The sequence below is a fragment of the Streptomyces tremellae genome (assembly GCF_039540215.1).
Classification (GTDB): domain Bacteria; phylum Actinomycetota; class Actinomycetes; order Streptomycetales; family Streptomycetaceae; genus Streptomyces; species Streptomyces tremellae.
In genome coordinates, this window is record NZ_BAABEP010000043.1 from 13,694 (window position 1) to 38,425 (window position 24,732).

The 24,732-nt window shown below is 70.9% G+C and carries 25 protein-coding genes; 16 read left to right on the forward strand and 9 right to left on the reverse strand.

What is annotated here, in order from left to right; translation table 11 throughout:
- Positions 1-243 precede the first annotated feature (243 nt).
- Positions 244-1,797: an ABC transporter substrate-binding protein gene (locus ABEA77_RS24385; protein WP_345651523.1), complete on the forward strand. Its 1,554-nt coding sequence runs from the start codon at positions 244-246 to the stop codon at positions 1,795-1,797.
- A gap of 34 nt (positions 1,798-1,831) precedes the next feature.
- Here the strand turns inward: ABEA77_RS24385 and ABEA77_RS24390 are convergent, their stop codons facing one another.
- A complete protein-coding gene (locus tag ABEA77_RS24390) occupies positions 1,832-2,617 on the reverse strand; it encodes a TetR/AcrR family transcriptional regulator (RefSeq protein ID WP_425588380.1) in 786 nt (261 codons plus the stop codon).
- 96 nt (positions 2,618-2,713) lie between these two features.
- Between ABEA77_RS24390 and ABEA77_RS24395 the strand changes: the two genes are divergently transcribed.
- A complete protein-coding gene (locus ABEA77_RS24395; RefSeq protein WP_345651525.1) occupies positions 2,714-3,943 on the forward strand; it encodes a VWA domain-containing protein in 1,230 nt (409 codons plus the stop codon).
- Between the two features lie 20 nt (positions 3,944-3,963).
- On the opposite strand, the gene ABEA77_RS24400 is transcribed toward ABEA77_RS24395, so the two are convergent.
- From ABEA77_RS24400 to ABEA77_RS24425, 6 genes are all read right to left on the reverse strand, one after another.
- Positions 3,964-4,434 (reverse strand): hypothetical protein, encoded by a 471-nt coding sequence (locus tag ABEA77_RS24400; protein WP_345651528.1) that lies wholly within the window; start codon positions 4,432-4,434, stop codon positions 3,964-3,966.
- A 127-nt stretch (positions 4,435-4,561) separates the two neighbouring features.
- Positions 4,562-5,344 carry a succinate dehydrogenase iron-sulfur subunit gene (locus tag ABEA77_RS24405; RefSeq protein ID WP_345651531.1) on the reverse strand — a complete coding sequence of 261 codons (783 nt, stop codon included), beginning with the start codon at positions 5,342-5,344 and terminating at the stop codon, positions 4,562-4,564.
- Entirely contained in the window at positions 5,344-7,098 is a 1,755-nt protein-coding gene (gene sdhA / locus ABEA77_RS24410) for a succinate dehydrogenase flavoprotein subunit (protein WP_345651534.1), read from the reverse strand. The genes ABEA77_RS24405 and sdhA overlap by 1 nt, the downstream gene beginning before the upstream one ends.
- 20 nt (positions 7,099-7,118) lie before the next feature.
- Positions 7,119-7,607 carry a succinate dehydrogenase hydrophobic membrane anchor subunit gene (locus ABEA77_RS24415; RefSeq protein WP_345651537.1) on the reverse strand — a complete coding sequence of 163 codons (489 nt, stop codon included), beginning with the start codon at positions 7,605-7,607 and terminating at the stop codon, positions 7,119-7,121.
- Positions 7,608-7,613: 6 nt separating this feature from the next.
- A complete protein-coding gene (gene sdhC, locus ABEA77_RS24420; protein WP_345651540.1) occupies positions 7,614-7,994 on the reverse strand; it encodes a succinate dehydrogenase, cytochrome b556 subunit in 381 nt (126 codons plus the stop codon).
- Between the two features lie 205 nt (positions 7,995-8,199).
- Positions 8,200-8,814: a 2-oxo-4-hydroxy-4-carboxy-5-ureidoimidazoline decarboxylase gene (locus ABEA77_RS24425; protein ID WP_345651543.1), complete on the reverse strand. Its 615-nt coding sequence runs from the start codon at positions 8,812-8,814 to the stop codon at positions 8,200-8,202.
- A 232-nt stretch (positions 8,815-9,046) separates the two neighbouring features.
- Between ABEA77_RS24425 and ABEA77_RS24430 the strand changes: the two genes are divergently transcribed.
- The 8 genes from ABEA77_RS24430 to ABEA77_RS24465 all read left to right on the forward strand — a co-directional run bounded on the left by ABEA77_RS24430 (position 9,047) and on the right by ABEA77_RS24465 (position 17,261).
- On the forward strand, positions 9,047-10,738 hold the full coding sequence (locus ABEA77_RS24430) for a beta-N-acetylhexosaminidase (RefSeq protein ID WP_345651546.1): 1,692 nt from the start codon (positions 9,047-9,049) through the stop codon (positions 10,736-10,738).
- 378 nt (positions 10,739-11,116) lie between these two features.
- Positions 11,117-12,340 carry an ATP-binding protein gene (locus ABEA77_RS24435; RefSeq protein WP_345651549.1) on the forward strand — a complete coding sequence of 408 codons (1,224 nt, stop codon included), beginning with the start codon at positions 11,117-11,119 and terminating at the stop codon, positions 12,338-12,340.
- Positions 12,337-12,738 (forward strand): roadblock/LC7 domain-containing protein, encoded by a 402-nt coding sequence (locus ABEA77_RS24440; RefSeq protein ID WP_345651551.1) that lies wholly within the window; start codon positions 12,337-12,339, stop codon positions 12,736-12,738. Before ABEA77_RS24435 ends, ABEA77_RS24440 begins: the two co-directional genes overlap by 4 nt.
- On the forward strand, positions 12,735-13,169 hold the full coding sequence (locus ABEA77_RS24445) for a DUF742 domain-containing protein (RefSeq protein ID WP_345651553.1): 435 nt from the start codon (positions 12,735-12,737) through the stop codon (positions 13,167-13,169). Before ABEA77_RS24440 ends, ABEA77_RS24445 begins: the two co-directional genes overlap by 4 nt.
- The gene (locus ABEA77_RS24450; RefSeq protein WP_345651556.1) at positions 13,138-13,743 is read left to right on the forward strand and encodes a GTP-binding protein; all 606 of its coding nucleotides are present in this window, start codon (positions 13,138-13,140) and stop codon (positions 13,741-13,743) included. Before ABEA77_RS24445 ends, ABEA77_RS24450 begins: the two co-directional genes overlap by 32 nt.
- On the forward strand, positions 13,743-15,116 hold the full coding sequence (locus ABEA77_RS24455) for a cytochrome P450 family protein (protein WP_345651559.1): 1,374 nt from the start codon (positions 13,743-13,745) through the stop codon (positions 15,114-15,116). The genes ABEA77_RS24450 and ABEA77_RS24455 overlap by 1 nt, the downstream gene beginning before the upstream one ends.
- A gap of 98 nt (positions 15,117-15,214) precedes the next feature.
- Positions 15,215-16,462, forward strand: coding sequence for a cytochrome P450 (locus tag ABEA77_RS24460; RefSeq protein WP_345651561.1), 1,248 nt, complete (start codon positions 15,215-15,217; stop codon positions 16,460-16,462).
- A gap of 34 nt (positions 16,463-16,496) precedes the next feature.
- On the forward strand, positions 16,497-17,261 hold the full coding sequence (locus ABEA77_RS24465; protein WP_345651564.1) for an enoyl-CoA hydratase/isomerase family protein: 765 nt from the start codon (positions 16,497-16,499) through the stop codon (positions 17,259-17,261).
- 447 nt (positions 17,262-17,708) lie between these two features.
- Here ABEA77_RS24465 and ABEA77_RS24470 read toward each other — a convergent pair whose 3' ends face one another.
- Together ABEA77_RS24470 and ABEA77_RS24475 are read right to left on the reverse strand one after the other, a co-directional pair.
- A complete protein-coding gene (locus ABEA77_RS24470) occupies positions 17,709-17,951 on the reverse strand; it encodes a hypothetical protein (RefSeq protein WP_345651566.1) in 243 nt (80 codons plus the stop codon).
- Between the two features lie 90 nt (positions 17,952-18,041).
- Positions 18,042-18,944 carry an NADP-dependent oxidoreductase gene (locus ABEA77_RS24475; RefSeq protein WP_345651623.1) on the reverse strand — a complete coding sequence of 301 codons (903 nt, stop codon included), beginning with the start codon at positions 18,942-18,944 and terminating at the stop codon, positions 18,042-18,044.
- Positions 18,945-19,046: 102 nt separating this feature from the next.
- Here ABEA77_RS24475 and ABEA77_RS24480 point away from each other — a divergent pair, with 102 nt between their 5' ends.
- The 6 genes from ABEA77_RS24480 to ABEA77_RS24505 all read left to right on the forward strand — a co-directional run bounded on the left by ABEA77_RS24480 (position 19,047) and on the right by ABEA77_RS24505 (position 24,717).
- A complete protein-coding gene (locus ABEA77_RS24480; protein WP_345651568.1) occupies positions 19,047-19,649 on the forward strand; it encodes a TetR/AcrR family transcriptional regulator in 603 nt (200 codons plus the stop codon).
- Between the two features lie 575 nt (positions 19,650-20,224).
- Entirely contained in the window at positions 20,225-21,295 is a 1,071-nt protein-coding gene (locus tag ABEA77_RS24485; RefSeq protein WP_345651571.1) for a HoxN/HupN/NixA family nickel/cobalt transporter, read from the forward strand.
- Positions 21,296-21,326: 31 nt separating this feature from the next.
- Positions 21,327-22,874 carry an amidase gene (locus ABEA77_RS24490; protein WP_345651573.1) on the forward strand — a complete coding sequence of 516 codons (1,548 nt, stop codon included), beginning with the start codon at positions 21,327-21,329 and terminating at the stop codon, positions 22,872-22,874.
- A gap of 27 nt (positions 22,875-22,901) precedes the next feature.
- On the forward strand, positions 22,902-23,600 hold the full coding sequence (gene nthB, locus ABEA77_RS24495; protein WP_345651575.1) for a nitrile hydratase subunit beta: 699 nt from the start codon (positions 22,902-22,904) through the stop codon (positions 23,598-23,600).
- Between the two features lie 68 nt (positions 23,601-23,668).
- The gene (gene nthA / locus ABEA77_RS24500) at positions 23,669-24,316 is read left to right on the forward strand and encodes a nitrile hydratase subunit alpha (protein ID WP_345651578.1); all 648 of its coding nucleotides are present in this window, start codon (positions 23,669-23,671) and stop codon (positions 24,314-24,316) included.
- Complete coding sequence (locus ABEA77_RS24505; RefSeq protein WP_345651580.1) at positions 24,313-24,717, forward strand: nitrile hydratase accessory protein; 405 nt, start codon at positions 24,313-24,315, stop codon at positions 24,715-24,717. Before nthA ends, ABEA77_RS24505 begins: the two co-directional genes overlap by 4 nt.
- Positions 24,718-24,732: the final 15 nt, after the last annotated feature.

Below are 24,732 nucleotides of genomic sequence, written 5' to 3' on the forward strand. Positions count from 1 at the left end.
GGGCCGGGTGGGCGCGGTCGGTCGATGGTGGTGGCGCGACGGTTGTGGAGTCGGCGTGTCCAAGGCATGATGCGGACGGATGCGGACGTGTCACGTTTCGGCTGGAGGCCGGGGCCGCGGCCGTGCAAAGGACCCGACTGCCGCCCGTTGTACCCAATCGTTACTTTTCCCTGCGAAGTGCGTGTGATTGGGTGACGCCATCGCGGTCCGGGGTGGGCGTGAAATGCGAGGGGCACAGCGAACATGCGGTCGATCCGTCTCCGAATACTGCTTACCTGCGTGGTACTCGCGATCATCGGCGTGGGCGGGTGGCAGCTCCTGCCGTCCGGTGACGACGGAGAGAAGCCGATCACGGTCGGCACGACGGACATCGTCAGCTCGCTCGACCCCGCGGGCGCCTACGACGCGGGCTCCTGGGCCCTGTTCAACAACATCTACCAGTCGCTGCTGACCTTCAAGCCCAGCTCGACCGTCCCCACCGGGGACGCCGCGCGGCGCTGCGGCTTCGAGGGCACCGGCCTGCTGACGTACAGCTGCACGCTCCGCGAGGGCATCGCGTTCTCCAACGGGGACGAGATGACCGGCGCCGACGTGGCGTTCTCGATCAACCGCGTCGTGCACATCAAGAACCCGCAGGGTCCCTGGTCGCTGCTGTCCACGATGAAGTCCGTCGAGGCGCACGGCATGACCGTCACCTTCCACCTCAAGACGCCCGACGCGACGTTCCCCTCCAAGCTCGCGACCGGCGCGGGCGCCATCGTCGACAGCCGGCAGTACCCGGCGGACCGGCTGCGCGGCGGACGGACCGCGGTCGGCTCGGGCCCGTACGTGCTCAAGGCGTACAAGCCGGGCGTGTCCGCGACGCTCGTGCCCAACCCGAAGTACGTCGGCGCAGTCGGCGACACCGGCGGCCCCGTGGATGTCGACTACTTCAAGACGCCCGACGACCTCAACACGGCGTGGCGGGACAAGAAGATCGACGTCACGCACCGGCAGATGCCGCCCTCGGTGGTGGCGAAGGTCGACGCGAGCTCCAACGACATGCACGTCACGGAGGCGGCGAGCGCCGAGATCCGCAACATGGTCTTCAACGTCCGCAAGAGCTCCCCGATGGGGACCACCGCGGTGCGCAGGGCCGTCGCGAGCGTGATCGACCGCAACAAGATCACCGCGAACGTGTACGACTCGACGGTCGAGCCGCTCTACTCGCTGGTCCCGCAGGGCATCACCTCGCACAGCACCGCGTTCTTCGACACGTACCCGAAGCCGGACCCGGCGAAGGCGAAGTCGCTGCTCGCGGACGCCGGGGTGCACACGCCGGTCGCGTTCACCCTCGCGTACTCGCCGAGCGGTTCCGCGGCGCCCGAGTCGGCGGAGATCAAGCGCCAGTTGGAGGCCACGGGCCTGTTCAAGGTGAAGGTCGTCAGCAAGGAGTGGGCGGCGTTCCAGAAGGGGTACGCGGACGGCGACTTCGACGCGTACACCATCGGCTGGCTGCCGGACTACCCGGACCCCGACGACTTCGTCGCGCCGCTGGTGGGCAGCGACAACACCTTCCACAACGACTACGCGAACGCCAAGGTGAACAGCCTGATCACGGCGACCCAGAAGTACTCGCAGCGCGGCCAGGCCTCCGACGACTTCAAGGCGGCGCAGCAGGCCGTCGCGGACGACGTGCCGCTGCTGCCGCTGTGGCAGAAGAAGGACTACGTGCTGAGCGCGGAGAACATCACCGGCTCGCAGTACCTCTCGGACGGCACCGGCATCTGGCGGCTGTGGGAGCTCGGCCGCATCTGACCGGGCTCCCCCCGCGCCCGCCCCGCGGGGCCGCTCAGGGCGTGTCGTGTCCGCCGCGGTCCCCGCGTCCGCCGCGGGCGACGGCCGTGCCGGCCATGCCCGGCAGGAAGTCCCCGCACAGCTCCTGGACTTCGCGCACGAGCGGTCGCAGGACCCGGAAGCGGGACAGCGCGATGCCCCGCGCGGTCAGCCGCGCGCCGCGGCCCGCGAGCCGGCGGGAGCGTTCGGTGCCGGGGGAGCGGTCGAAGACCCAGAACAGCACGAGCCCCATCTGCGCCAGCCACATCAGCTCGGGCAGCGCGTCCGCGAGGTCGTCGGGCACCCGGGTGCGGGAGCCCGCGAGGACCTCCCGGTGCACCGCGATCGCGGCCTCGCGGGCGTGCTCGGACTCGGGCGAGAAGGGGCTGAGCGGGCTGTCCGGGTCGGCCGCGTTCTTGAAGAACTGGCCGGCGAACTGGTGGTAGGGCTCGGCGATGTCGAGCCAGGCGCGCAGCACGCCCCCGAGCCGCTCCTCAAGGCCCGTCTCCCGGGCGAGCACCGGCACGACGGCCTCCCTGTGCCGCGCCGCGATCCGGTCGTAGAAGCCCTGGACGAGATGCTCCTTGGACGAGAAGTAGTAGTACGCGTTGCCGACCGAGACGCCCGCCTCGGTGGCGATGGCGCGCATCGTCGTCCTGTCGTACCCGCGCTCCTGGAAGAGGCGTAGCGCCGTTTCGAGGATCAGCGTGCGCGTCTGCTCGCTCTTGGGCGCCCTGCGCCCGGACCTGCCGGTGCCGCGCTCGGGTCCGCCCCGGTCGGCGGTGTGGTTCTCGTCCGTCACGCGACCCGAGCCTAACCGGCCGTCCCCGCGCCCCGTCGCGTACACCCGTGTCCCCGCGCTTACGGAGAGTGCCCCGGGCGCGGCACACTGTGCGGCATGGCTTCCGCTTCCCCCGCCCAGGACGCCCCGGTTCCGCTCGCCGCGACGGTGGTTTGCGCCGAGTTGACGGCGGCAGGCGGCGGGCCCGCGCCGTACGGGGCCCGCGCGGCCGTGCCCGCGCTGCTGCTCACCGCCGCGGGCCGGGCGCCGGACCCGCCGGGCGGCGCGGTGGACCTGCGGACGCTGCCCGCCGCGGTCGAGCGCGTGCAGTTCCGCGTACCGGCCGCCGATTGGGCGCCAGGGGCGCTGCTGCGCCTTCTGCGGGCCGACGACGCCGCCGAGTTGGCCGCGGTCGCGGTGCCGGGCGACGGCCCGCACGCGGGCGGCGAGCTCTACCGTGCGGCCGGCCGCTGGGCCTTCCGCGCGCTGCCGGCCGCCGGGGCGCACTCTGGGACCCACGCCGGGCCGCACGCCGGGCCCCGGGTGCCCGCGCAGGGCGGGCCGACCGGCGCGGAGTGCCTCGGGAGCGGCGCGGAGTGCCTGCCGCCCGCGCTGCGGCACAGGCTCGCCGCGCGCACCGAGCGCGCGGCCCTGAGCCTGCGCACGTACGGTGCCACCGGCGCCGAGGCCAGGGTCGTGCTCGTCCTCGACGCCTCCCGGCCGATGTCCTCGCTGTACGCGCGCGGCGCGGTCGCGGACGTGGTGGAGCGCGTCGCGGCCGTCGCCGCCGTGCTCGGCGGCCGGCCGCTGCGTGCCTGGACCTTCGCGACCCGCCCCGCGCGGCTGCCCGACTGCGTGCCCGGCGAGCTGCCGGAGTGGCTGCGGCTCCATGTGCGGCCGGGCCAGCTCGCGTTCCTCGGCCGGCCGCGGCGCCGACGCCGTGGGCTGCGCCCCGGGCAGATCGACATGCGGTGCGTCGGCGTGCACAACGAGACGCACCGGGCCGTCGCCGAGGTGCGGGCGCGGCTGCGGCGGGAGGCCGCACCCGTGCCGACGCTCGCCGTCCTCGTCACAGGCGGAAGCGCGCGGCGGGGCCCGGAGATCGAGCGGCAGCTGCGCGAGGCCGCGGCGGAGCCGGTCTTCTGGCAGGTCGTCGGCCTCGGCAGGGCCGCCGACTACGGGGTGCTGCCCGCGCTGGGTGCGCCGGGCCGCGGCCGCCTGGCCAACACCGGCTTCTTCGCGGTGGACGACGTCTGCCGCACGACCGACGCGGAGCTGTACGACCGGCTGCTGTGCGCCTTCTCGGGGTGGCTGGCCGCGGCGCGCCGCGCGGGCGTGCCCGGCTGAGGCCCCCGCGGGCGGCCGGCTCAGGCGCTGAGCGAGCGCGCGTACCGGAGCTGCCCCTTCACGTGCCGGACCGCGGCCGGGTGGGTGACGGGGACCACCGTCGAGTGGTGCCGCCCCGCGCTGACCACGGTGACCTGCACGAAGCCGGTGGTGGTCTTCTCCTTCACCAGCAGGAACAGCAGACCCAGGAAGCAGAAGACGAAGAACACGGCGGCGAGGACGATCGCGTACGGCGGGACGCGCTCCTCGGTGCGGGACAGGTCCATCGCGCTCCACACCGCGCCGCGCAGCGGCAGCGTGCCGGAAGGCGTCACGATCTGGCCGGTGTTGAGCACGGTGATGTCGCCGATCGCGACCAGCGGCGAGCCGCCCGCGAGGGCCGTGGGCTCCGGGCCGCCCGGCGGCGCCCAGGGGTGCTCCGCCTCCCAGAGGCCGGGCCAACCGCCCTGCCCTCGCCCGTTGTTGTCCGCATACGGATTGGGCTCGCTCATGCCTCTTCCGCCTCCCCGTGCGGCCTTGACCACGACCTGCGTGCGTCGATCCTGGCACAGAAGAAGCCCGCCCCCGCGTGCGGTGCACGAGGGGGCGGGCGCGGTGCTGCGGGAGCGTTCGAGCGGGTCAGAAACGACGCGTGATGAGCGCCCTCTTGACCTCCTGGATCGCCTTCGTGACCTCGATGCCGCGCGGGCAGGCGTCCGTGCAGTTGAACGTCGTACGGCAACGCCACACGCCGTCACGGTCGTTGAGGATCTCCAGGCGCTGCTCGCCGGCCTCGTCACGCGAGTCGAAGATGAAGCGGTGCGCGTTGACGATCGCGGCAGGGCCGAAGTACTGGCCGTCGTTCCAGAACACCGGGCAGGACGACGTGCACGCGGCGCACAGGATGCACTTGGTGGTGTCGTCGAACCGCTCGCGGTCCTCCGCCGACTGGTAGCGCTCGCGCGTCGGCTCGTTGCCCGTGGTGACGAGGAACGGCATCACGTCGCGGTACGCCTGGAAGAACGGCTCCATGTCCACGACCAGGTCCTTGAGGACGGTCAGGCCCTTGATGGCCTCGATCGTGATGGGCTTGGCCGCGGCGCCCGACTTGTCCAGCGAGACGATGTCCTTGATCAGCGTCTTGCAGGCGAGGCGGTTCTTGCCGTTGATCCGCATGGCGTCGGAGCCGCAGACGCCGTGCGCGCAGGAGCGCCGGAAGGTCAGCGACCCGTCGAGCTCCCACTTGATCTTGTGGAGCCCGTCGAGCACGCGCTCCTTCGGGTCGATGTCGATCTGGAAGTCCTGCCACTGCGCCTCGTCGGAGACCTCCGGGTTGAAGCGGCGGATCCGGAACGTGACGGTGAGCAGGTGGGTGGAGGCGGCGGAATCCGCCTCCACCCGGTCCATGGTCGGGGTAGCCATCAGTACTTACGCTCCATCGGCTGGTAGCGGGTCTGGACGACCGGCTTGTAGTCGAGCCTGATGGACTCGCTGCCGTCGTCGCCGACCTCGCGGTACGCCATCGTGTGGCGCATGAAGTTCACATCGTCACGGTTGGGGAAGTCCTCGCGGTAGTGACCGCCGCGCGACTCCTTGCGGGCCAGCGCGGACACGGCCATCACCTCGGCCAGGTCGAGCAGGTTGCCCAGCTCGATGGCTTCGAGGAGGTCCGTGTTGAAGCGCTTGCCCTTGTCCTGGATCGCCACGTTCTGGTAGCGCTCGCGCAGCTCCGCGATCCGCTCGACCGCCGTCTTGATGGTCTGCTCGGTGCGGAAGACCATCACGTTGGCGTCCATGCACTCCTGGAGCTCGCCCCGCAGCACGGAGACGCGCTCCTTGCCCGTCGAGGACAGCAGCCGCTCGACCTGGCCGAGGACGAACTCCTCCGGGTTGTCGGGCAGTTCCACGAAGTCGTTGCTCGCCGCGTACGCGGCGGCCGCGATGCCGGAGCGGCGGCCGAAGACGTTGATGTCGAGCAGCGAGTTGGTGCCGAGGCGGTTCGCGCCGTGCACGGAGACGCAGGCGACCTCGCCCGCCGCGTACAGGCCGGGCACCACCGTGGTGTTGTCGGCGAGGACCTCGCCCATCACGTTGGTGGGGATGCCGCCCATCGCGTAGTGCGCGGTCGGCTGGATCGGGATCGGGTCCGTGTAGGGCTCGATGCCGAGGTACGTGCGCGCGAACTCGGTGATGTCGGGGAGCTTGGCGTCGAGCTGCTCGGGCGGCAGGTGGGTCAGGTCCAGGTAGACGTGGTCCCCGGCCGGGCCGCAGCCGCGTCCCTCGCGGATCTCCGTGTAGATGGAGCGCGAGACCACGTCGCGGGAGGCGAGGTCCTTCATGACGGGCGCGTACTTCTCCATGAAGCGCTCGCCGTCCTTGTTGCGCAGGATGCCGCCCTCGCCGCGGGCGCCCTCCGTGAGCAGGATGCCCATGCGCCAGATGCCCGTCGGGTGGAACTGGAAGAACTCCATGTCCTCGAGCGGCAGGCCGCGCCGGTAGCAGGCAGCCTGGCCGTCGCCGGTGAGGGTGTGCGCGTTGGAGGTGACCTTGAAGAACTTGCCGGTGCCGCCGGACGCGTAGATCACGGCCTTCGACTGGAAGACGTGGATCTCGCCGGTCGCCAGCTCGTAGGCGACGACGCCCGCGGACTTCTTCACCCCGTCGACCTCGACCATGATCTGGTCGAGCACGTAGAACTCGTTGAAGAACTCGACGCCCTCCTTGACGCAGTTCTGGTACAGCGTCTGGAGGATCATGTGGCCGGTGCGGTCGGCGGCGTAGCAGGAGCGGCGTACGGGCGCCTCGCCGTGGTTGCGGGAGTGCCCGCCGAAGCGGCGCTGGTCGATGTTGCCCTCGGGCGTCCTGTTGAAGGGCAGGCCCATCTTCTCCAGGTCGAGGACGGCGTCGATGGCCTCCTTCGCGAGGATCTCGGCGGCGTCCTGGTCGACCAGGTAGTCGCCGCCCTTGATCGTGTCGAAGGTGTGCCACTCCCAGTTGTCGTCCTCCACGTTGGCGAGCGCGGCGGCCATGCCGCCCTGCGCCGCGCCGGTGTGGGACCTGGTCGGGTACAGCTTGGTCAGGACGGCGGTCCTGCTGCGCTTGGTCGACTCGATGGCCGCGCGCATCCCGGCGCCGCCGGCGCCGACGATGACGGTGTCGTACTTGTGGATCTTCATGGGTGTCGTCAGCCCCGGCTCTAGCGAATGTTCGGGTCGAAGGTGAAGATCACCAGCGTGCCCAGCAGGACGGTCCAGATGGTGGCCGCGTAGAGCAGGCCCTTCAGCCACATGCGGGTGGCGGGGCGCTCCGCGTAGTCGTTGACCACGGTACGCAGACCGTTGCAGCCGTGCAGCATGGCGAGCCACAGCATCGCCAGGTCCCAGATCTGCCAGAACGGGTTGGCCCAGCGGCCCGCCACGAAGGCGAAGCCGATCTTGGAGACGCCCCCGTCGAGCACGAGCTGGATCAGCAGGTGGCCGAGGACCAGGACGACGAGGACCACGCCGGAGAGCCGCATGAACAGCCAGGCGGCCATCTCGAAGTTGCCGCGGGTCGACTTGGGCGTCTTGCGGGTGCGGGCGCGGGGCGGCTCGATGACGGGGGCCGGGTGCTCGACGTCGAACAGGCTCGCGCCCTCGACCTCGCCGATCCCGGAGCCGGCCGCTGAGGTGGTGTCTGCGGACATGGGTCACTAGCTCCCGAACACTTGACGGAATGCGTGGCCGAGCACGGGGTAGAGGGCGCCGATCATCAGCACCAGCCACAGGACCACCGCGGACCACAGCATCTGCTTCTGGTAGCGCGGGCCCTGGGACCAGAAGTCCACGGCGATCACGCGCAGGCCGTTCAGTGCGTGGAAGAGGATGGCGGCCACCAGGCCGTACTCAAGCACCGCGACGACAGGGTTCTTGTAGGTCGCTACGACGTGGTCGTAGGCCTCGGGGGAGACACGGACGAGAGCGGTGTCCAGCACGTGTACGAACAGGAAGAAGAAGATGAGGACACCGGTGACTCGGTGAGCCACCCAGGACCACATGCCTTCCCGGCCGCGGTACAACGTTCCAGCCGGCACGGAAAACCCTCCGGAAGCGGGGATCGGGGCCGGCCGCCATCTTCTACTTGGTCAAGCACAGTGGTGTCGGTCGCGCCCGGCCGGGTACGGTCCACCGGCCCCGGCCATGTTAGCGACGAGTTGTCGGTCGGCTCGCCCGGGGGTCGCCGGTGTGATCGAACCCGCAGTCAAACAGCCACGGACGGGCTACCGGAGCGGGAGCTTTTCACTGTTTATCCGGCATTTCGGGCGCCTTGCCCTGTGCCGGGACCACGGGCGCCGGACCCGCGGGGCCACCACCGGCTCCCGCGTGTCGCGCCACCAGCGCCGCGAGGCGGGTACGGGCGAGGCCGCGCAGCTCGTCCCTGGCCACCGCGCGCTCCTCCTCGGGGTCGTTGCCGAGCCGCGCCCGCACGCCCGCGAGGACCTGGTCCAGGTACTCGTCGGGGGCCCGCCCCGCCAGGCTGATCACGAAGGTGTGGCCGAAGCTCGCCTCGTACGCGGCGAACGCGGCCCGCAGGGCGGTCAGCGCGGCCTGCGGCACCTCGGCTCCCGACAGCCGGGAGCAGCGGTCCGCCGCGGACTCCGCGGCGAGCGCCTGCCCGAGGTCGGCGGGGGAGAGGTCGTAGACCGCCTCGTCGGCCGCGGCGAGCAGCGCGGCGACATCGGGGTACGGTCGGTGCGCCGCGACCCTGCGGGCCCACCGCTCGCTGCCGCAGCACCCGAGCAGGGCCTCGTGGACGGTGTCTGCGGGAGCGCCGTTGAAACGGCGCAGCCCTGACTCCTCGCGGGACGGCAGGGGAGGCTCCTCGTACGCGTCGTGGGATACGGCCGGGGACATGCTCATCTCAGTGGGGGCGGGCGGTGCGGTGCCCCGACGCTAGCGGGCGCGCGGGAGGCCGACCGGTTCGCGCACACTCTTTCACTCGTACGAAGAAGTTTCGACATGCGGTGTGGACGCCGGCGTGGCAGGTTCGCACCAGGACTGCCCGCCCGAAGGGCCGGAAGGCCCGAGACGCGGCCCCGCGACGGCAGCTCAGGCACCACCCGGCGGCACAGGAGGACCCAGGATCATGAGGCAACCGCGCAGCACACTCGGCGCCGCCGCGGCGGCCGTCACGGCCGGCGCGCTGGCGCTCACCGCGTGCCAGGGGGGCGCGTCCGGCGCGAAGGGCACCGGATCCTCGCCCGCGGCGTCCAGGACCGCCGCGGCGGCGACCCCCGCGCCGACCCGCAGCTACCCCCTGTCGAGTGCGCCGCGCACCATCCCGTCCGTGCGGCAGTTCACCGCCGCCCACGGGCCCGGCTGGAAGCCGACCTCCTCCAGCGGTGTCGTGGTGGCCTCGGGGAGCGCGGGGCAGGGCCTCACGGACGAGGCGCGGCTCATCGCCAAGGAGCTGAAGATCCGCTACCGGGGGACCGCGGCGGCGCGCCCCGGCGACGTGGAGCTCGCGCTCGGCGGGGGCGGGGCCGCCGAGTCGTACACCCTCACCACCAGCGGCGGCCGGGTCGTCGTCAAGGGCCCCGACCAGTCCGGCGTCTTCTACGGCACCCGCACGCTCAAGCAGTCGGTGCGGGCCTCCGGCGACATGCCGGAGGGCGTCGTGCGCGACCGGCCCGCGAAGCCCGAGCGCGGCCTCAACCTGGACATCGCGCGCAAGTTCTACCCGGCGAGCTGGATCGAGGCGCGGCTGCGCGAGATGGCCGACCTCAAGCTCAACGAACTCGGGCTGCACTTCTCCGACGACCAGGGCTTCCGCATCGCGTCCACCAGCCACCCCGAGGTGGTCTCGCAGCAGCACCTGACGACCGCGCAGACCAAGCAGATCATCGCGCTCGCCACCCGGCTGCACATCACGATCGTCCCGGAGATCGACTCGCCCGGACACCTCGCCTCGGTCATCCACCAGCACCCGGGCATCCAGCTGCGCAACGCCTCGGGGACCACCTACCAGGGCGCGGTCGACATCTCGAACCCGGAGTCCGGGAAGATCGTCGACCAGTTGCTCACGGAGTACGCGAAGCTGTTCCCCGGTCCGTACTGGCACATCGGCGGCGACGAGTACCTGGCGCTCACCGCGTCCGACCCGCAGACGAAGTTCCCGCAGCTGGCCGCTGCCGCCCGCAAGAAGTACGGGCAGAACGCGACCGTCCAGGACCTCGCGACCGACTGGATCAACGCGCGCGCCGCCGTCGTCGAGAAGCTCGGCAAGAAGCCCAAGGTGTGGAACGACGGCGTCTTCCCGGACGGGACGGCCAAGCCGTCGAAGGACCTCCAGGTCGAGTACTGGACCGGCAAGGAGGCGGGGAAGATCCCGCCGGCCACGTACCTCGCCGAGGGCCGGCAGATGATGAACCTCAACGACGAGTACCTCTACTACGTGCTCGGCCAGCCCAACGGCTTCACCTACCCGACCGGGCAGCGGATCTACGAGGAGTGGAGCCCGCTGGTGGTGCGCGGCACCTCGCCCGTGCCGCAGAAGTACGACGGCCTGATCCGCGGCGCGCGCTTCGCGGTCTGGGGCGACGTGCCGGACGCCCAGACGACGGCGCAGGTCGCCGCGGGCATCAGGATGCCGCTCAACGCGCTGGCGCAGCGGCTGTGGGTGCCGGGCAGGCCGTCCCTGAGCTGGAGCGGCTTCACGGCGCTCGCCGACCGGATCGACGGCGCGGCCGGCTCGGTCGTGACCCCCGCGCCCAGCGCCCCGCAGACCACGGCCGGCTCCCCGTCCCCCGCGCGCCCCACCACCCCGCCGGAGTCCTGAGGCCGCCGCCGGGGCCGCCGGGCCCCTCGTGAAGCCGGGACCTCGTCCGCCGCGCAGTTCTCACGCGGCGGACGCGGCGCATGCGCGGGATCGACGGGCGGAGCCGCGGAGGGCCCCGGCGGCGCTTCGAACTGGTGTCCACGACGCATGGGCGCAAGGGCCGCGAGCAGAAGCCGTGTCGCTTTACCACGTTCATCGGCCGCCATGTGGGAGATACGTGATGACACGTCAGTGGCCGCTGAGCTAGCTGCTACGATCGCCACCGCTTGTGAGTCGGTTGGGGGGCCGTAGAACGATCGATGGTGACCCGCCGCTGTGAAGGGCGGTCGCCTCGCCCCTCCGGCGATGCTCCAACTCGGTGCCCGACCAGAGAGTCCTATGAGCGAAAACATACCCCTTCCGGCATTTCTGGGCGTCGTCGTCGCGGCGATCCTGGTCGTGATCTTCTTCGCGTGGCGTTCGCGCAACCTGCAACGCCGCCTACGGCTTGCGCAGGACGAACTGCGCTCCCGCGCCGGTGAGTACGAGGCGCTTGCGGCCAGACACCAGCAGCTGGAACGCCAACAGGAAGAGTTCGTCAGAGACCACGAGACGCGGATGGAGGAGGGCGCCCAGGACGCTCGCGACCGTGCGGCCGACACCCTGCGGCGCACCGTCGTCTCGCTGGTCCGCACGCTGCAGGGCGCCTCGGACGAGCAGGCGCACTCGATCGCGAAGTACCAGACCAAGTTCGGCCACGAGGGCGAACACCTGCGCGCCTGGCTCGACGTCGACCACGAGAACGCGCGGTTCGGACGCCTCGCCCAGGCCCTTGAGGTGCTGTCCGGCGGCACGCTGCGCGGCCGCAGCGAGCCGGCCTCCATCTATGACGTCGCGCAGAGCGCCGCCGGCCGCATCAAGCACTTCGAGCGGGTCGAGATCCGCATGACGTGCGCCGACGTGGCCATCGTCGCCCCCGCGGTGGAGCCGGTGGCCCTGGCGATCGCGGAACTCCTGGAGAACGCCGCCGAGTACTCGGCCCCGACCACCCCGGTCGAGATCGAGATCCGGGACGTCCCCAACGGGATCTGCGTCAGCGTCTACGACCAGGGCCTCGGCATGACCGAGGAGCAGCGGCAGGGCGCGATGAGCCTGCTCTCGCGCTCCCACGACATCACGGACCTCGGCAACCCGCCGCAGATCGGCTTCCGGCTGATCGGCGCCCTCGCCTCACGGCAGAGCGGCTTCTCCGTCTCCCTCAAGAGCTCGCCCTACGGCGGCGTCGAGGCGGTCCTGCTGCTGCAGCGCGCCATCCTGACCGAGGTTCCCAAGCGGCCTGCCTCGGAACTCCCGGAGGAGACGACGGTGCCCTCATCCCACGACTCCCCCGACCGGGAAGCCCTTCCCGCGGCGGAGCTCCCCGAGGACAACGTCATCGGGTTCACCAAGAACAACCTGCCGCGCCGGCGGCGCAGAGAGCCGACGGCGGCCGCTGCCGCCGCCGAGACGCAGGAAACGCCCGCGCTTCCCAACCCCGCCGCCGCGCGGAACCTGGGCGGGCTGCAGCGCGGGACCGCGGCAGGGCGTGCCACTCCCATTGGCGAAAGGCAGGAGGACCGGTGAACAAGCGAATCGAATCCTGGGTGCTCGAACCCCTGCTGGACGTCCAACACACGGACTTCGCCTGCGTCTTCTCCGCGGACGGCCTGCTCATGGGCAAGACGGAGAACGTCGCCCGCGACGACGCCGACCGGTTCGCCGCGGGCGCGACCGGCCTCCAGGCCCTCAGCCGCAGCGTGGGGACGGCGGCCAACGAGGGGGCTGCGTGGCTCCAGACGGTGGTCGAGACGACGGACGGGTACGTCCTGCTCGTCGCGGCCGGCGAGGGCGCGTACCTCGGCGTGCAGACCGGCCGCGACGTCGACCTGGAGAGGCTGACGTTCAAGGTGCAACAGCTGGTGCAGAGCATCAACTCGTACCTGTCCGCGGCTCCCCGCGAGGACGTGGGTCTGCCGTCATGAGCCACTCCGACGGTGTGAGCTCGGAGGGTTCGGACCAGACGGAGACCTCCTCGGTGGAGCCCGCCGAGGCCGACCCCCTGACGCCGCCCCTGGTGCGGCCCTACGTCCTGACCGGCGGGCGACCGCTGCCGTCGGACAACGAGTTCGATCTGACCCTGCTCGTCATGACGACCCGGGGCGCCAGGGGGAAGCTGCCCCTGGCGCGGGAGAAGAGCCGGCTGCTCGACATCTGCTCCGGCGGTCTGCTGTCCGTGGCCGAGGTCGTCGCGCACACGCAACTTCCGGTAGCGGTAGTGAAGTTGCTCCTGGCCGACCTGGCCGAGTCGGGTCACCTGCTCACCAGAGCTCCCATAGCGAAAGCGCAGCGTCCGGATCGGCAACTCCTCCAGGATGTACTCGATGGACTTGAAAGAAAATTCGCGCGTGGCTGAGCCCAGCTATCTGCCCGACTCGGTTCAGCGGACGGTCAAGATCCTGGTCGTGGGGCACTTCGCTGTGGGCAAGACGACGTTCGTCGGCACCTTGTCGGAGATCAGGCCCCTGCGGACCGAAGAGGTCATGACCGAGGCGTCCGTGTCCGTGGACAACCTGGCGGGCACGCCGGGGAAGGTCACCACGACGGTGGCCATGGACTTCGGGCGCATCACGATCAGCGACGAGTTGGTCCTCTACCTTTTCGGCACCCCGGGCCAGGACCGGTTCGTGAGCCTGTTCAGGGATCTGAGCCAGGGGGCCCTCGGCGCCCTGGTGCTCGTCGACCCGACCCGCCTCAGCGAGTCGTTCCCCGTGCTCAACCTCGTCGAGGACTCCGGGCTGCCCTACGGCGTCGGGGTCAACCACTTCGACGGCGGGCAGCGCTACGACCCGGAAGAGGTCAGGCAGGCCCTCGACCTGACGTCGGACACGCCCATCGTGCCGTGCGACCCGCGCGACGAGAGATCGGCCTCAGGCGCCCTGATCGACCTCGTGAAGTACCTGCTCGACCTTGATGTGAGGAGTCAGTGATGGGCTTTGAGGCAGAAGGCCAGACCCCGCCGCCGGGGTGCCCGGCGCACGGGGCGCCCGGCCCGGTACCGCTGTGGGGGCCGGAGTTCGCGGCCGACCCGCACCAGATCTACAGCCACCTGCGGTCCATGGGGGCAGCGGCCCCTGTCGAGGTGGCCCCCGGCGTGCCGGTCACGCTCGTCACCGGCTACACGGCCGCGCGCAGCGTGCTCCAGGACCCCCGGAGGTTCGTCCGCGACTCGGACCGCTGGGAGGCGTATCACAACGGCGGCATCCCCCACGACTCTCCCGTCCTCCAGCTGATCCTGAAGCGGCAGAACGCCATGTTCGCGGACGGCCAGGAGCACGTGAGGCTCCGTCAGGCGCTCACCGACAGCCTGAACCAGATCGACACGTACACCCTGCGCAAGCGCGTCGACCAGATCGGCGAGTACCTGATCAACCGCTTCTGCCAGGACGGCAAGGTCGACCTGATACCCGAATACGCGCGGAAGCTCCCGCTCCTCGTGTTCGCGTACCTCTTCGACTGCCCCCAGGAGGTCGGCGACCGGCTGATCACCGGGATCTCCGACCTGTTCGACGGCCGGGACGCGCACAACGCCAACAACATGCTGGTGGGCGCGCTCATGGACCTGGTCGCCCTCAAGCGGCGCTCTCCCGGTGACGACCTCGTCTCCTGGCTGATCGGGCACCCGAACGGCCTCACCGACGCGGAGATGGTGCAGCAGCTCGTCCTCCTCGTCGGCGGCGGCACCGAGCCCATCCAGAACCTCATGTCGAGCGCCCTGTGCCGGCTGCTCGACGACCGGTCCGTGCGCGTGGACGAGGCCATCAACGCCGTCCTGTGGAACGACCCGCCGATCGCGAACTACGCCATCCACTACCCCGTCACCGACGTGGAGGTGGAGGGCTCGCGACTCAAGGCCAACTCGCCGGTGATGATCAGTTTCGCGGCTGCCAACGCGGACCCGGCCCTGGCCGAGGCGCAGTCCTCCGCCAAGCGCGCCCACCTGGCATGGGGCGCGGGACCGCACGCCTGCCCGGCCAAGGACTGGGCGCACGTCATCTACGAGGCGGGCATCGAGCGCCTCCTCAAGCGCCTGCCGGACATCGAGCTCGCGGTGCCCGCGTCCGGCCTCTACTGGCGGCCCGGCGCCTTCCAGCGCGCCCTGGCCGAGCTGCCGACCCGGTTCACCCCGGTCGCGCCCGTCGACGCGAGGCCCGCCGCTGCGGCGCCCTCCAGCACCCCGCTCCCGCAGAGCGCTCCGCTCGTCGGCCGCCCCGCGGAGCCCCAGCGGACACCCGCGCCCACGCAGCCCCAGCGCCGCAAGGGCCTGTGGGGCGCGCTGGCCGACTGGCTGCAAGGGAAGTGACACATGTCACGAAGGGCGGGCAAGTTCAGGTGAATGGTTCACCCTGAGTTGCGGGTAGACACGGAGCGCGTTGGTCGTCAAGAAGGGGGCGCCGCTCCGTGACTACACCGCGGCTGGAACGCCGTACGGTCACCCGGATCTTCTCGCGGCTGCGAACAGCCGCAGGGCAGGCGGACCCGCTGCCCCTCTACGAGAGCCTTCGCAGCGGGGGAAGCGCGATACCCGCGCCCTGGGGAGGCGTCCTGGTCACCTCGTTCCGCCTGTGCTCCCAGGTCCTGGCCGATTCCTCCTGGGGTGTGCCCACCGCCGACTGGCGCGCGCGGCAGCCCAATCCGCGCTGGAGATCCGATTCCTCACGCGACATGGGCCACATGCTGCCCATGCTCGACCCGCCCCGGCACACCGCCGTCAGACGGTCGGTCGCGCCCATGTTCAACCGCTCCACCCTCCAGGGCATGACCGCCTCCATCGAGCAGACGGCCACGGAGCTGGTCGACGCCTTCCTCGACGCGGCGCACCGGGGCACCGCCGACTACGTCTCCATGGTCAGCGACGAGCTGCCCATCAGGACGATCGGCGCCTGGCTCGAACTCGATGCGGGGGACTACGGCCGGCTGCGTGAGCTCACCCACATCCAGTCGAGCACCCAGGAACTCTTCCCGTCCCCGAGCCGGCTCGCCGACGCCGACACCGCGACCCGCGAGCTGCGCGACTACTTCTGGCGCCTCGTCCTCGACCGGCGCGAGAACCCCGGCACCGACCCCGTCTCCACCTGGCTGGCCACCTGGGACCAGGCCGCGGGCGACCAGGACGCGAGCAACGCCACCGTGCACGCGCTGGCCTTCTTCGTCCTCCTGGCCTCCATGGAGACGACGACGCACCTCCTCTCCAGCACGATGCGGCTCCTCCTGGAGCACCCGGAGCACTTCGAGCTGCTGCGCGCGCACCCTGACGCCATACCGGGCATGGTGGAGGAGACCCTGCGCTACGACCCGCCCATCCACATGATCAGCAGGATCGCGCCGGGTGACGTCGAGTTGGGCGGAGTGCCTGTCAGGCGGGGCGAGATGGTCCAGCTCATGATCGGGGCGGCACACCACGACGAGACGGAGTACCCGGACCCCGGGAGGTTCGACCCGGGCCGCAAGACGAACACGCTCTCCTTCGGCCGCGGGATCCACCACTGTCTGGGGGCCTCCCTCGCCCGGCTCGAAGCGAGGGCCGTACTCTCCGCGCTGGCAGGCAGGGTGCGCGCCACCGGGTTCCAGCACTCCGCCGTCTGGGCCCCGCGGGTGGTGCTGCGGCGGCTGGCCTCCCTGCAGGTGACCGCCGCCCACACGTCATGAGATCCGTCAGGCCGAGCAGGAAACGAGGAGCGGAGTGAGCACGTACAAGCTGGTCAGGGTCGAGCGCACGCACAACGGAGACGTGCTCGAGGTGACGCTCGACAGCCCGGAGACCGGGAACGCCTTCTCGCTCGCGATGATCGAGGAGCTCACCGACGTGTTCACGTCGATGCAGGACGACCGCAGCGTAAGGGCGATGGTCCTGTCGGGCGCGGGCGAGAACTTCGGCCTCGGCGGCCAGCGGTCGGAGTTCGAGGGGCTGAACGCGTCCGACGGCGGGGACGACATGTGGACGCTGGGCAGGAAGGCCAGGCGGATGTGCAGCGTCCTCGCGGAAAGCGACAAGGTGAAGATCGCCAAGGTGCACGGCAAGGCGGTGGGCGCGGGCTTCGTCGTGCCGCTGCTGTGCAATCTGCGCGTCGCCACACAGGCGGCGACCTTCCGCCTCCCTGAGGCCGGCCTCGGTGTGCCGCCGGCCTGGGGCGGGATACTCGGCCGCCTCATCAAGGTCATCGGCCACTCCGCCGCCACCGAACTCGTCCTGACCTCGCGGGTCGTCCGCGCGGAGGAGGCGCGGCAACTCGGCGTCGTCCACGCGGTCGTGCCCGACGAGGAGGGGGCGCTCGACACCCAGGTCGAGCGGTGGCTCCGACCGATGCTGAGGCGCCGCGACAACGGCTCCCTCGCGACGACGGTCGCCATCCTCAACGCCTACGCGGACACGTCCGACCAGATGAACGGCGCGGGCCTCGACATCCCCCTGCTGGCCTCCTCCGTCGCCATGAATACGGAGAGGTGAGAGGCGCCGACGCGGACGGTCGCGGCGACCGGGCCCGGGTGGGCACCCCGGAGAAGTCCCGCAGGCACGATCCACGTCGCAGCGGGCCCGGCCGGCTGCCCCGGCGCGGTGGGCGGCCCCCTGCCGGGGTGTCGCGGCACGGGGCGGCCGGGAGGACCGTCCCGCCAGGGACGAGACGCCCCGGGCCGCCCGGCCTCCTCCGGGCGATCAGGGCGCGGCGGTCGGTCCGTGCGCCGTGGTGGGGGCCGGGCCGCTGTGAGGGGATCCCGCTGTGACCGGAGTGATCACGGCACCGGACGGCTACCGCCGCGCGATCTCCGCGTACCGCAAGGCCGCCCGGCCGTCATAGCCAATTGCCGTGGGCCACCAGAAGTGGAGCCAGGTGACCTGGGGCGGACCGGAGCCTGGCTCGGCGGATTCCTGGACCCCGCCGTCCCCCTGAGCGCCTCAAAGGTCCCCGCCGCTCAACAGCGGGTATTTGACCTTGAAGTCCAGGACGGTGTCTCCCCTGGCTTCCCGGTATCCGACGCAGCCCAGTTGCTCCGCCCGGCACGCGCCGGCGACGATGTCCGCGACCCACAGCAGCGGCCCCGTGCCTCCGGGAACATGATCGATACGGAGGCCGGTCCCCTTCGACAGCGCGTAGCGGCGAGTGTCTTCCCCGCAGGCGCGGGGGTGTTCCGTACGCACAGCGGGTGCTGAAGCTGGTCGGCGCGGTGGAGAACTCATCGGCGTTTCTTCCAGGTCCGGAACGGGCGGGTGAGGGGGTGCGTGGGCGGGTCAGCCGACGGTGAGGACGAGCTTGCCGCGGACCGCGCCGGATTCCCCGGTCCGGTGTGCCTGCGCGATGTCCTCCAGCGGGAAGGCCCGACCGACGGGGATCCGGAACACGCCCTCTTCGGCCAGCCGCATCGCCAGCGCGATCGCGTACTCGGCGCGACCGGAGTCACCGCGGCTGAACCGGACCCCGTACCGTTCGGCGCCGGCGAAGTCCGCGAGCGTGACGACGTTCTCCGCTCCGCCGGCGAGATCGGTCAGCTCCGGCAGGACGCCGCTCCCGGCCACGTCGAGGGCACGGTCCACTCCGCCAGGGACGATCGTGCGCACCCGGTCGGCCATTCCAGGGCCGTACGCGACAGGCTCCGCGCCGAGGCTCCGGAGACGGCCGTGCGATGCGGGGCTTCCGGTGCCGATCACGCGGGCGCCGCGGTGGACGGCGAACTGCACGGCCGCGCTGCCGATGCTCCCGGACGCACCGTTGACCAGCAGGGTGCTGCCCGCTGCGACCCCCAGCTGGTCGAGGGCGCGAGCGGCGGTCTCCGCCGTCGACGGCAGTGCGGCCGCGGCCGTGAAGTCCAACGAAGCCGGAACGGGAGCCCACGTCGACAACACCGCGTATTCGGCCTGAGCCGCCCCGCCGCCACCGATGCCGACGACCTTGTCGCCGAGCCGAACACCGGCGACGCCGTCTCCGATCTCGTCGACGACGCCGGCTGCCTCGTAGCCCAGCGTCTGGGGCAGCTCCTGATCCATCTGCCCGGACCGCTTCTTCCAGTCGCTGGCGTTCACCCCGGCCGCGCGCACCCGGACGCGCACCTCGCCGGGACCCGCGTGGGGCTCGGGAAGGTCCACGATCTCAAGGACCTCCGGGCCGCCGAACCGACGGAACTGCGCTGCCTTCATCATCGAGGTCCCCTTCCGGACGGCCGTGCCCGCGCCGGACACGAACGCAGCACACCTTATGTCACTAAACTTAGTCACACAATTATCACCGAGGAGGAGCGCATGGCCAGAACTGATCCCCGAGGCGGCCCGGAGACGCGGAAGCGGATCGCGGCCACGGCGTCGCGGCTGTTCGCCGAGCGCGGCTTCGACGGCGTCACCGTGGCGCAGGTCGGGGAGGCCGCGGGGGTGTCCAGCGTCACCGTGTTCAAGTACTTCCCGAAGAAGGAAGACCTCTATTTCGACCGGGCCGACGAGATCAGAGAGCTGCTCCTTGCGGCCCTCCGCGGCTGCGGCACGCGCGAGGAGGCCCTCGCCGCCCTCGGCGGGCTCCTGCTGGATCTGCTCGACCGGAACCACCCGCTCTCCGGTACCGACGAACGCTCCACCGTCTTCTTCGCCACGGTCGCGGGATCGCCCGCGCTGCTCGCGCGAGCCCGGCAGCTCGCCGCCGAGTCGCAACACGCGATGGCCCTCTCCCTCGAACGGGACGGCTTCGAAGGCGACGCCGCTCTCGTGGCGGCCTTCTTCACCGCCGGCTACAGCTGCGTCCTCACCGAGACGGCAACCGATCTCATCGCCGGGTCGCCCCGCGAGGTCCTCGTGGAGCGGCACCGGGCCCGGATCCGACGCCTTCTCCACGCCCTCGGCAACGGTGTCCTCTGACGGCGGACGAGGGCAGGGAGGTGAAGGAGGCACCTGCCCGGGGTGTTGAACGCGGGGGCGGCGGCCGGGGCCGCCGCCCCCGGCCGGACCGGCGCGTCAAGTCCACCTGACCCCGCGGGTCCGCAGCCCCGGCGCAGGCCCGCCGCTTCCGGCTCGACCGCCCCGCATCCCGGTATGTCCGCCTGCCCTGGGCGCTGCCGGTCACGGGCTGGTCGCGGGCCCGGCCGCCGGCGCGGTTTCCGCCGGACCGGCCCGGCGGGGACCGTGTCGCGTCGCCCCCGACCGGCCGGCGGCAGGCGCGGACAGGACGGCGAGACCCCGCTGGAGTGCTGGACGCGCGGGCCGAAGACCCCCGCCGCGCGGGATGCGTGCCGGGGAGCGGGCGGGCACGCCCGAGCGCCCCTGGGCGGTCAAGAACCGGGCGCGCGGCCCGGCAATCCGCCGGAAACGGTCAGCCCGCGATCACCGCCGACGTGAAACGCGGGCGTTCTGCGCGCGAAACATGTGCATGCGTCAATACATATCAACGTAACGACGTGAAGGGGGTGGGGCACATGAGGAGGCCGAAGGACGGCGTGAGTTCCGGTGAACGCGGGCGGCTGACCGCTATGGCGTTCGCCGTGATCGCCTTGAACCTTGGCGGCTGGGGTCTCTTCGCGGAGGCGGTCCATCAGGGCAGACTGGCCACGCTCGGGCTGGGACTGGGGGTTGCCTTCACGGCGTGGACGCTCGGCATGAGGCATGCGTTCGACGCGGACCACATCTCGGCAATCGACAACACCACGCGCAAACTGATGGCGGACGGCAAGCGGCCCCTGAGCACGGGGTTCTTCTTCGCCCTTGGGCACTCGTCGATCGTCGTCGCCGTCGCCGTCGGCATCATGCTCGCCACGCGGGTGCTGTTCGACGATCTGCTGGCTCCGGATTCCAGCGACAAAATGATCGCCGGGCTGGTCGGGACGATCATCGCCGTGACGTTCCTCTACCTGATCGCCGCGCTCAACCTCGTCGGGCTGAGCGGTATGTCCCGGGCTCTGCGCAAGCTGCGACGGGGCGAGTACGACGAGGCGGCACTGGAGCAGATCCTCGAATCCCGCGGACTCCTGTACCGCGTGTTCCGCCCGCTGATGCGCTCGATCACCCGGCCCGGGCACATGTACGTCGTCGGCGTCCTGTTCGGCATCGGATTCGACACCTCGACCGAAGTGGTCCTCCTGACGACAACGGCAAGCAGCGCGAGCGTCGGCCTGCCCTGGTACGCCGTTCTCTCGATGCCGTTGCTGTTCGCCGGCGGAATGACGCTGTTCGACACGCTCGACGGGTGCTTCATGAACTTCGCCTACGGCTGGGCGTTCGCCAAGCCGGTACGCAAGATCTTCTACAACCTGGCCATCACGGCGCTGTCGATCGCCGTCGCCCTTCTCGTCGGCACGGTCGAACTCTTCGGACTGATCGCGGACCAGTTCCACCTGCGCCATGGCATCTGGGGATTCCTGGGCGCTGTCGACATCAATCTCCTCGGCATCGTCATCGTCGGGATTTTCGTCGCCGCCTGGGCCGTCGCCGCAACCGTATGGAAGTTCGGGAAGTTCGACCAGCGCTGGGAGATCCGGTCGGCGTCCGACCTCACGTCCTCCGCGGGCTGAGAAGCCGCCCGAAACCGCCAGGGAGAAACCCATGACACCACCACACCCGACGACCGAGGACGTGCACCGTCTCGCCCGGCACTTCGCGTTCCACCTCGACGATCCGGCGGCTGCCGAGTACGCCGGGCTCGTCGCGGGCGGCCTGGCCGACTACGGCACGGTGGACGACCTGTACGCCCGGCACGTCGCGGTCGAACCCCCCGTGCGCTCGTACGAGACCCCCGCCGACAACCCGTTCGGTGCCTGGTACGTCACGGCGAACATCGCCCCCACGGGACCCGGGGCGCTCGACGGTCTCCGCGTCGCCGTCAAGGACAACATCGCGGTGGCCGGCCTGCCGATGATGAACGGCTCGGCGACGGTCGCCGGCTATGCGCCCTCCGTCGACGCCACGGTGGTCACGCGAGTGCTCGCCGCCGGAGGCACGGTCGCGGGCAAGGCCGTCTGCGAGGACCTCTGCTTCTCGGGATCGAGTTTCACCTCCGCCAGTGGCGCGGTACGAAACCCTTGGGACACGTCACGCTCGGCGGGGGGTTCCTCCAGCGGCAACGCGGCCCTGCTGGCCGGCGGTCAGGTCGACGTCGCTGTCGGCGGGGACCAGGGCGGATCGGTGCGGCTCCCCGCATCCTTCTGCGGGATCGTCGGGCACAAGCCGACCTTCGGCCTGGTGCCCTACACGGGCGCGTTCCCGATCGAGCGCACCATCGACCACCTCGGACCGATGGCACGCACGGTGGCCGGCGCGGCCCGCCTGCTCACCGTGCTGGCCGGCTCGGACGGGCTGGACCCGCGTCAGACAGGGCAGGAGCGTGCCGCGGACTACCTCGCGGGCCTGGAGGACGGCGTCTCGGGGCTGCGGATCGGCGTCCTGGACGAGGGCTTCGGCCTTCCGGGCGTGTCGGACCCGCAGGTGGACGAACTGGTGGCGGACACGGCGTTCGACCTGGGGCAGGCCGGGGCAGCCGTGCGCCGTGTGAGCATCCCCTGGTACGCCCACGCACGTGCCCTGTGGTCCGTCATCGCCACCGACGGCGGGACGTACCAGATGCTGGAAGGCAACGGCTACGGGCTGAACGCCGAGGGCTACTACGACCCCGGACTGATGCTGCACTACGGCACCGAACGGTTGCACCACGCCGACGACCTCGCGCCCACCGTCAAGGTCACGGCGCTCACCGGCGCATGGACCCTTGAGACCCGCAAGGGCTCCTCGTACGGCAAGGCGAGGGCGCTCGCCCGCGTCTTCCGCTCGCGGCTCGACGCGGCTTTCGCCGACGTCGACGCGCTGATCCTGCCGACCGCGCCGTACACCGCTTCCCTGCTGCCCACCGGTGGCGAGTCGCTGACCGAGCTGATCGCGAGCGGGCTCGGAATGATAGGCAACACCGCGCCCGTCGACGTCAGCGGCAACCCGGCCACCTCGGTGCCCGCCGGTGTGGTCGACGGCCTGCCCGTCGGCCTGATGGTCGTGACACCTCATTTCCAGGACGCCTTGGCGCTGAGGGTCGCGCGCACCGTGGAGGCTCGACGCGGACCGCTCGTGTTTCCCACCGGCGCCGGCCTCTCCGGCGCCAGGTGATCACCCCCGACACGGTCAGGAGTCCCCATGAATGGCATGCACGACATCGCCGGGTCTGACGGATTCGGCGCGATCGTCCCCGACCGGGACGAGCCCCTGTTCCGCAACGACTGGGAACGAGCGGCCTTCGCCTTCTTTTCCCAGGCGTTCGCGGCCGGCATCTTCAACCTCGACGAGTTCCGCTACGGCATGGAGGTGATGGACCCGGTCGAGTACCTCACACACCCGTACTACGCGCATTGGATGCACTCGTTCGAGTACTACATGCTCCAGCGCGGTTTCGACGCGAAGGAGCTGGACGAGCGCACCGACTTCTATCTCAAGAACCCGGCGGCCCCGCTGCCCGCCACCCGCAACGAAGGGCTGGTCGAGCTGGTCGAGACGATCGTGGCCCAGGGCGGCACGGCGCGGCGCGCGGAACAGTCGCCCGCCGGGTTCCAGGTCGGTGACGTGGTGCAGGTGGACAGCAGCAGCCCCTTCACCCACACCCGCCGAGCCCGCTACATCCGCGGCAAGGTCGGCACCATCGAGCTGCACCACGGGGCTTTCATCTACCCGGACTCCGCCGCGACCGGCGGAGGCGAATCACCGCAGCACGTCTACACCGTGCGCTTCGACTCCGAACACCTGTTTGGCTCCGGTTACGGAGACCCGAGGAGCGCTGTCCTGGTGGACCTGTGGGAGCCGTATTTGACGCCGCGCGGCGAGGCGGCGGCCGGGCGTTGAGCCGGTGGCCGCCCGACGGAGGAACACCACCCGGCCAATCCACCAACCAGAGAAAAGGAGCTGAACCGATGCCGGAGTACACGCACGGATTCAGTGGCCCGGTCGTCCCCGCGGGGACGGCGGAGTTCGACGAGAGGATGACCGCGCGCGTCAAGGCGCTCGAAGCCATCTTGATCGAGCGGGGGGTCGTGTCGGAGGCCGCGATCGAACGCATCGCGTCGATCTACGAGAACGAGGTCGGTCCCCAACTCGGGGCGAAGGTCGTCGCGAAGGCGTGGACCGACCCCGGTTTCAAGGAGCGGCTGCTGGCGAACGCCACCGACGCGTGCGCCGAGTTGGGCATCGGCGGTTTGCAGGGTGAGGACATGGTCGCCGTGGAGAACACGGACTCGGTGCACAACGTGATCGTGTGCACTCTGTGCTCGTGCTATCCCTGGCCGGTTCTGGGGCTGCCGCCGGACTGGTACAAGAAGAGTGCCTACCGCGCGCGCATCGTCCGGGAGCCCCGCGCAGTGCTCGCGGAGTTCGGTGTACGACTTCCCGACTCGACGGAAGTGCAGGTCTGGGACTCAAGTGCCGAGCTGCGCTACTGGGTGCTGCCGCGACGCCCGCACGGCACAGAGGGCCTCGGCGAGGAGGAGCTCGCGCGGCTGGTCACCCGCGATGCGATGATCGGTGTAGGTCTTCCGCTCGCTCCGGCGGGAGCCGCCGCGTGAGCGCCCCGGCGTCGTTCTCCGAGTCGGAGGTGCGCGACCTGCACGACTGCTCGGCCGCGCTCCCGCAGCAGCGGCCCGACGAGAACCCCTTCCGCATCCCGTGGGAACTGCGCGCCTTCGCGCTCGGTGTGGCCGGCCACGAAGGTGGCCACTACCCGTGGTCGGACTTCCAGTCGGCGCTGATCGAGAACACCGCCCACGCCGACGCCGCCGGGCGGGCCGAGCAGTACTACGCGCGCTGGATCGAGGCGTTCGAGCAGGTCATCCTCGACCGGGCGGGCGTGTCCAGGGCCGAGCTCGACGACCGCACGGCGACCATCCTCGCGACTCCGCGCGACGCGACGCACCAGCACGCCCACCCGGAGCCGATCGCCGTGGCGGATGCACACCACCACCACTGATCCGGTGTGCGGAGG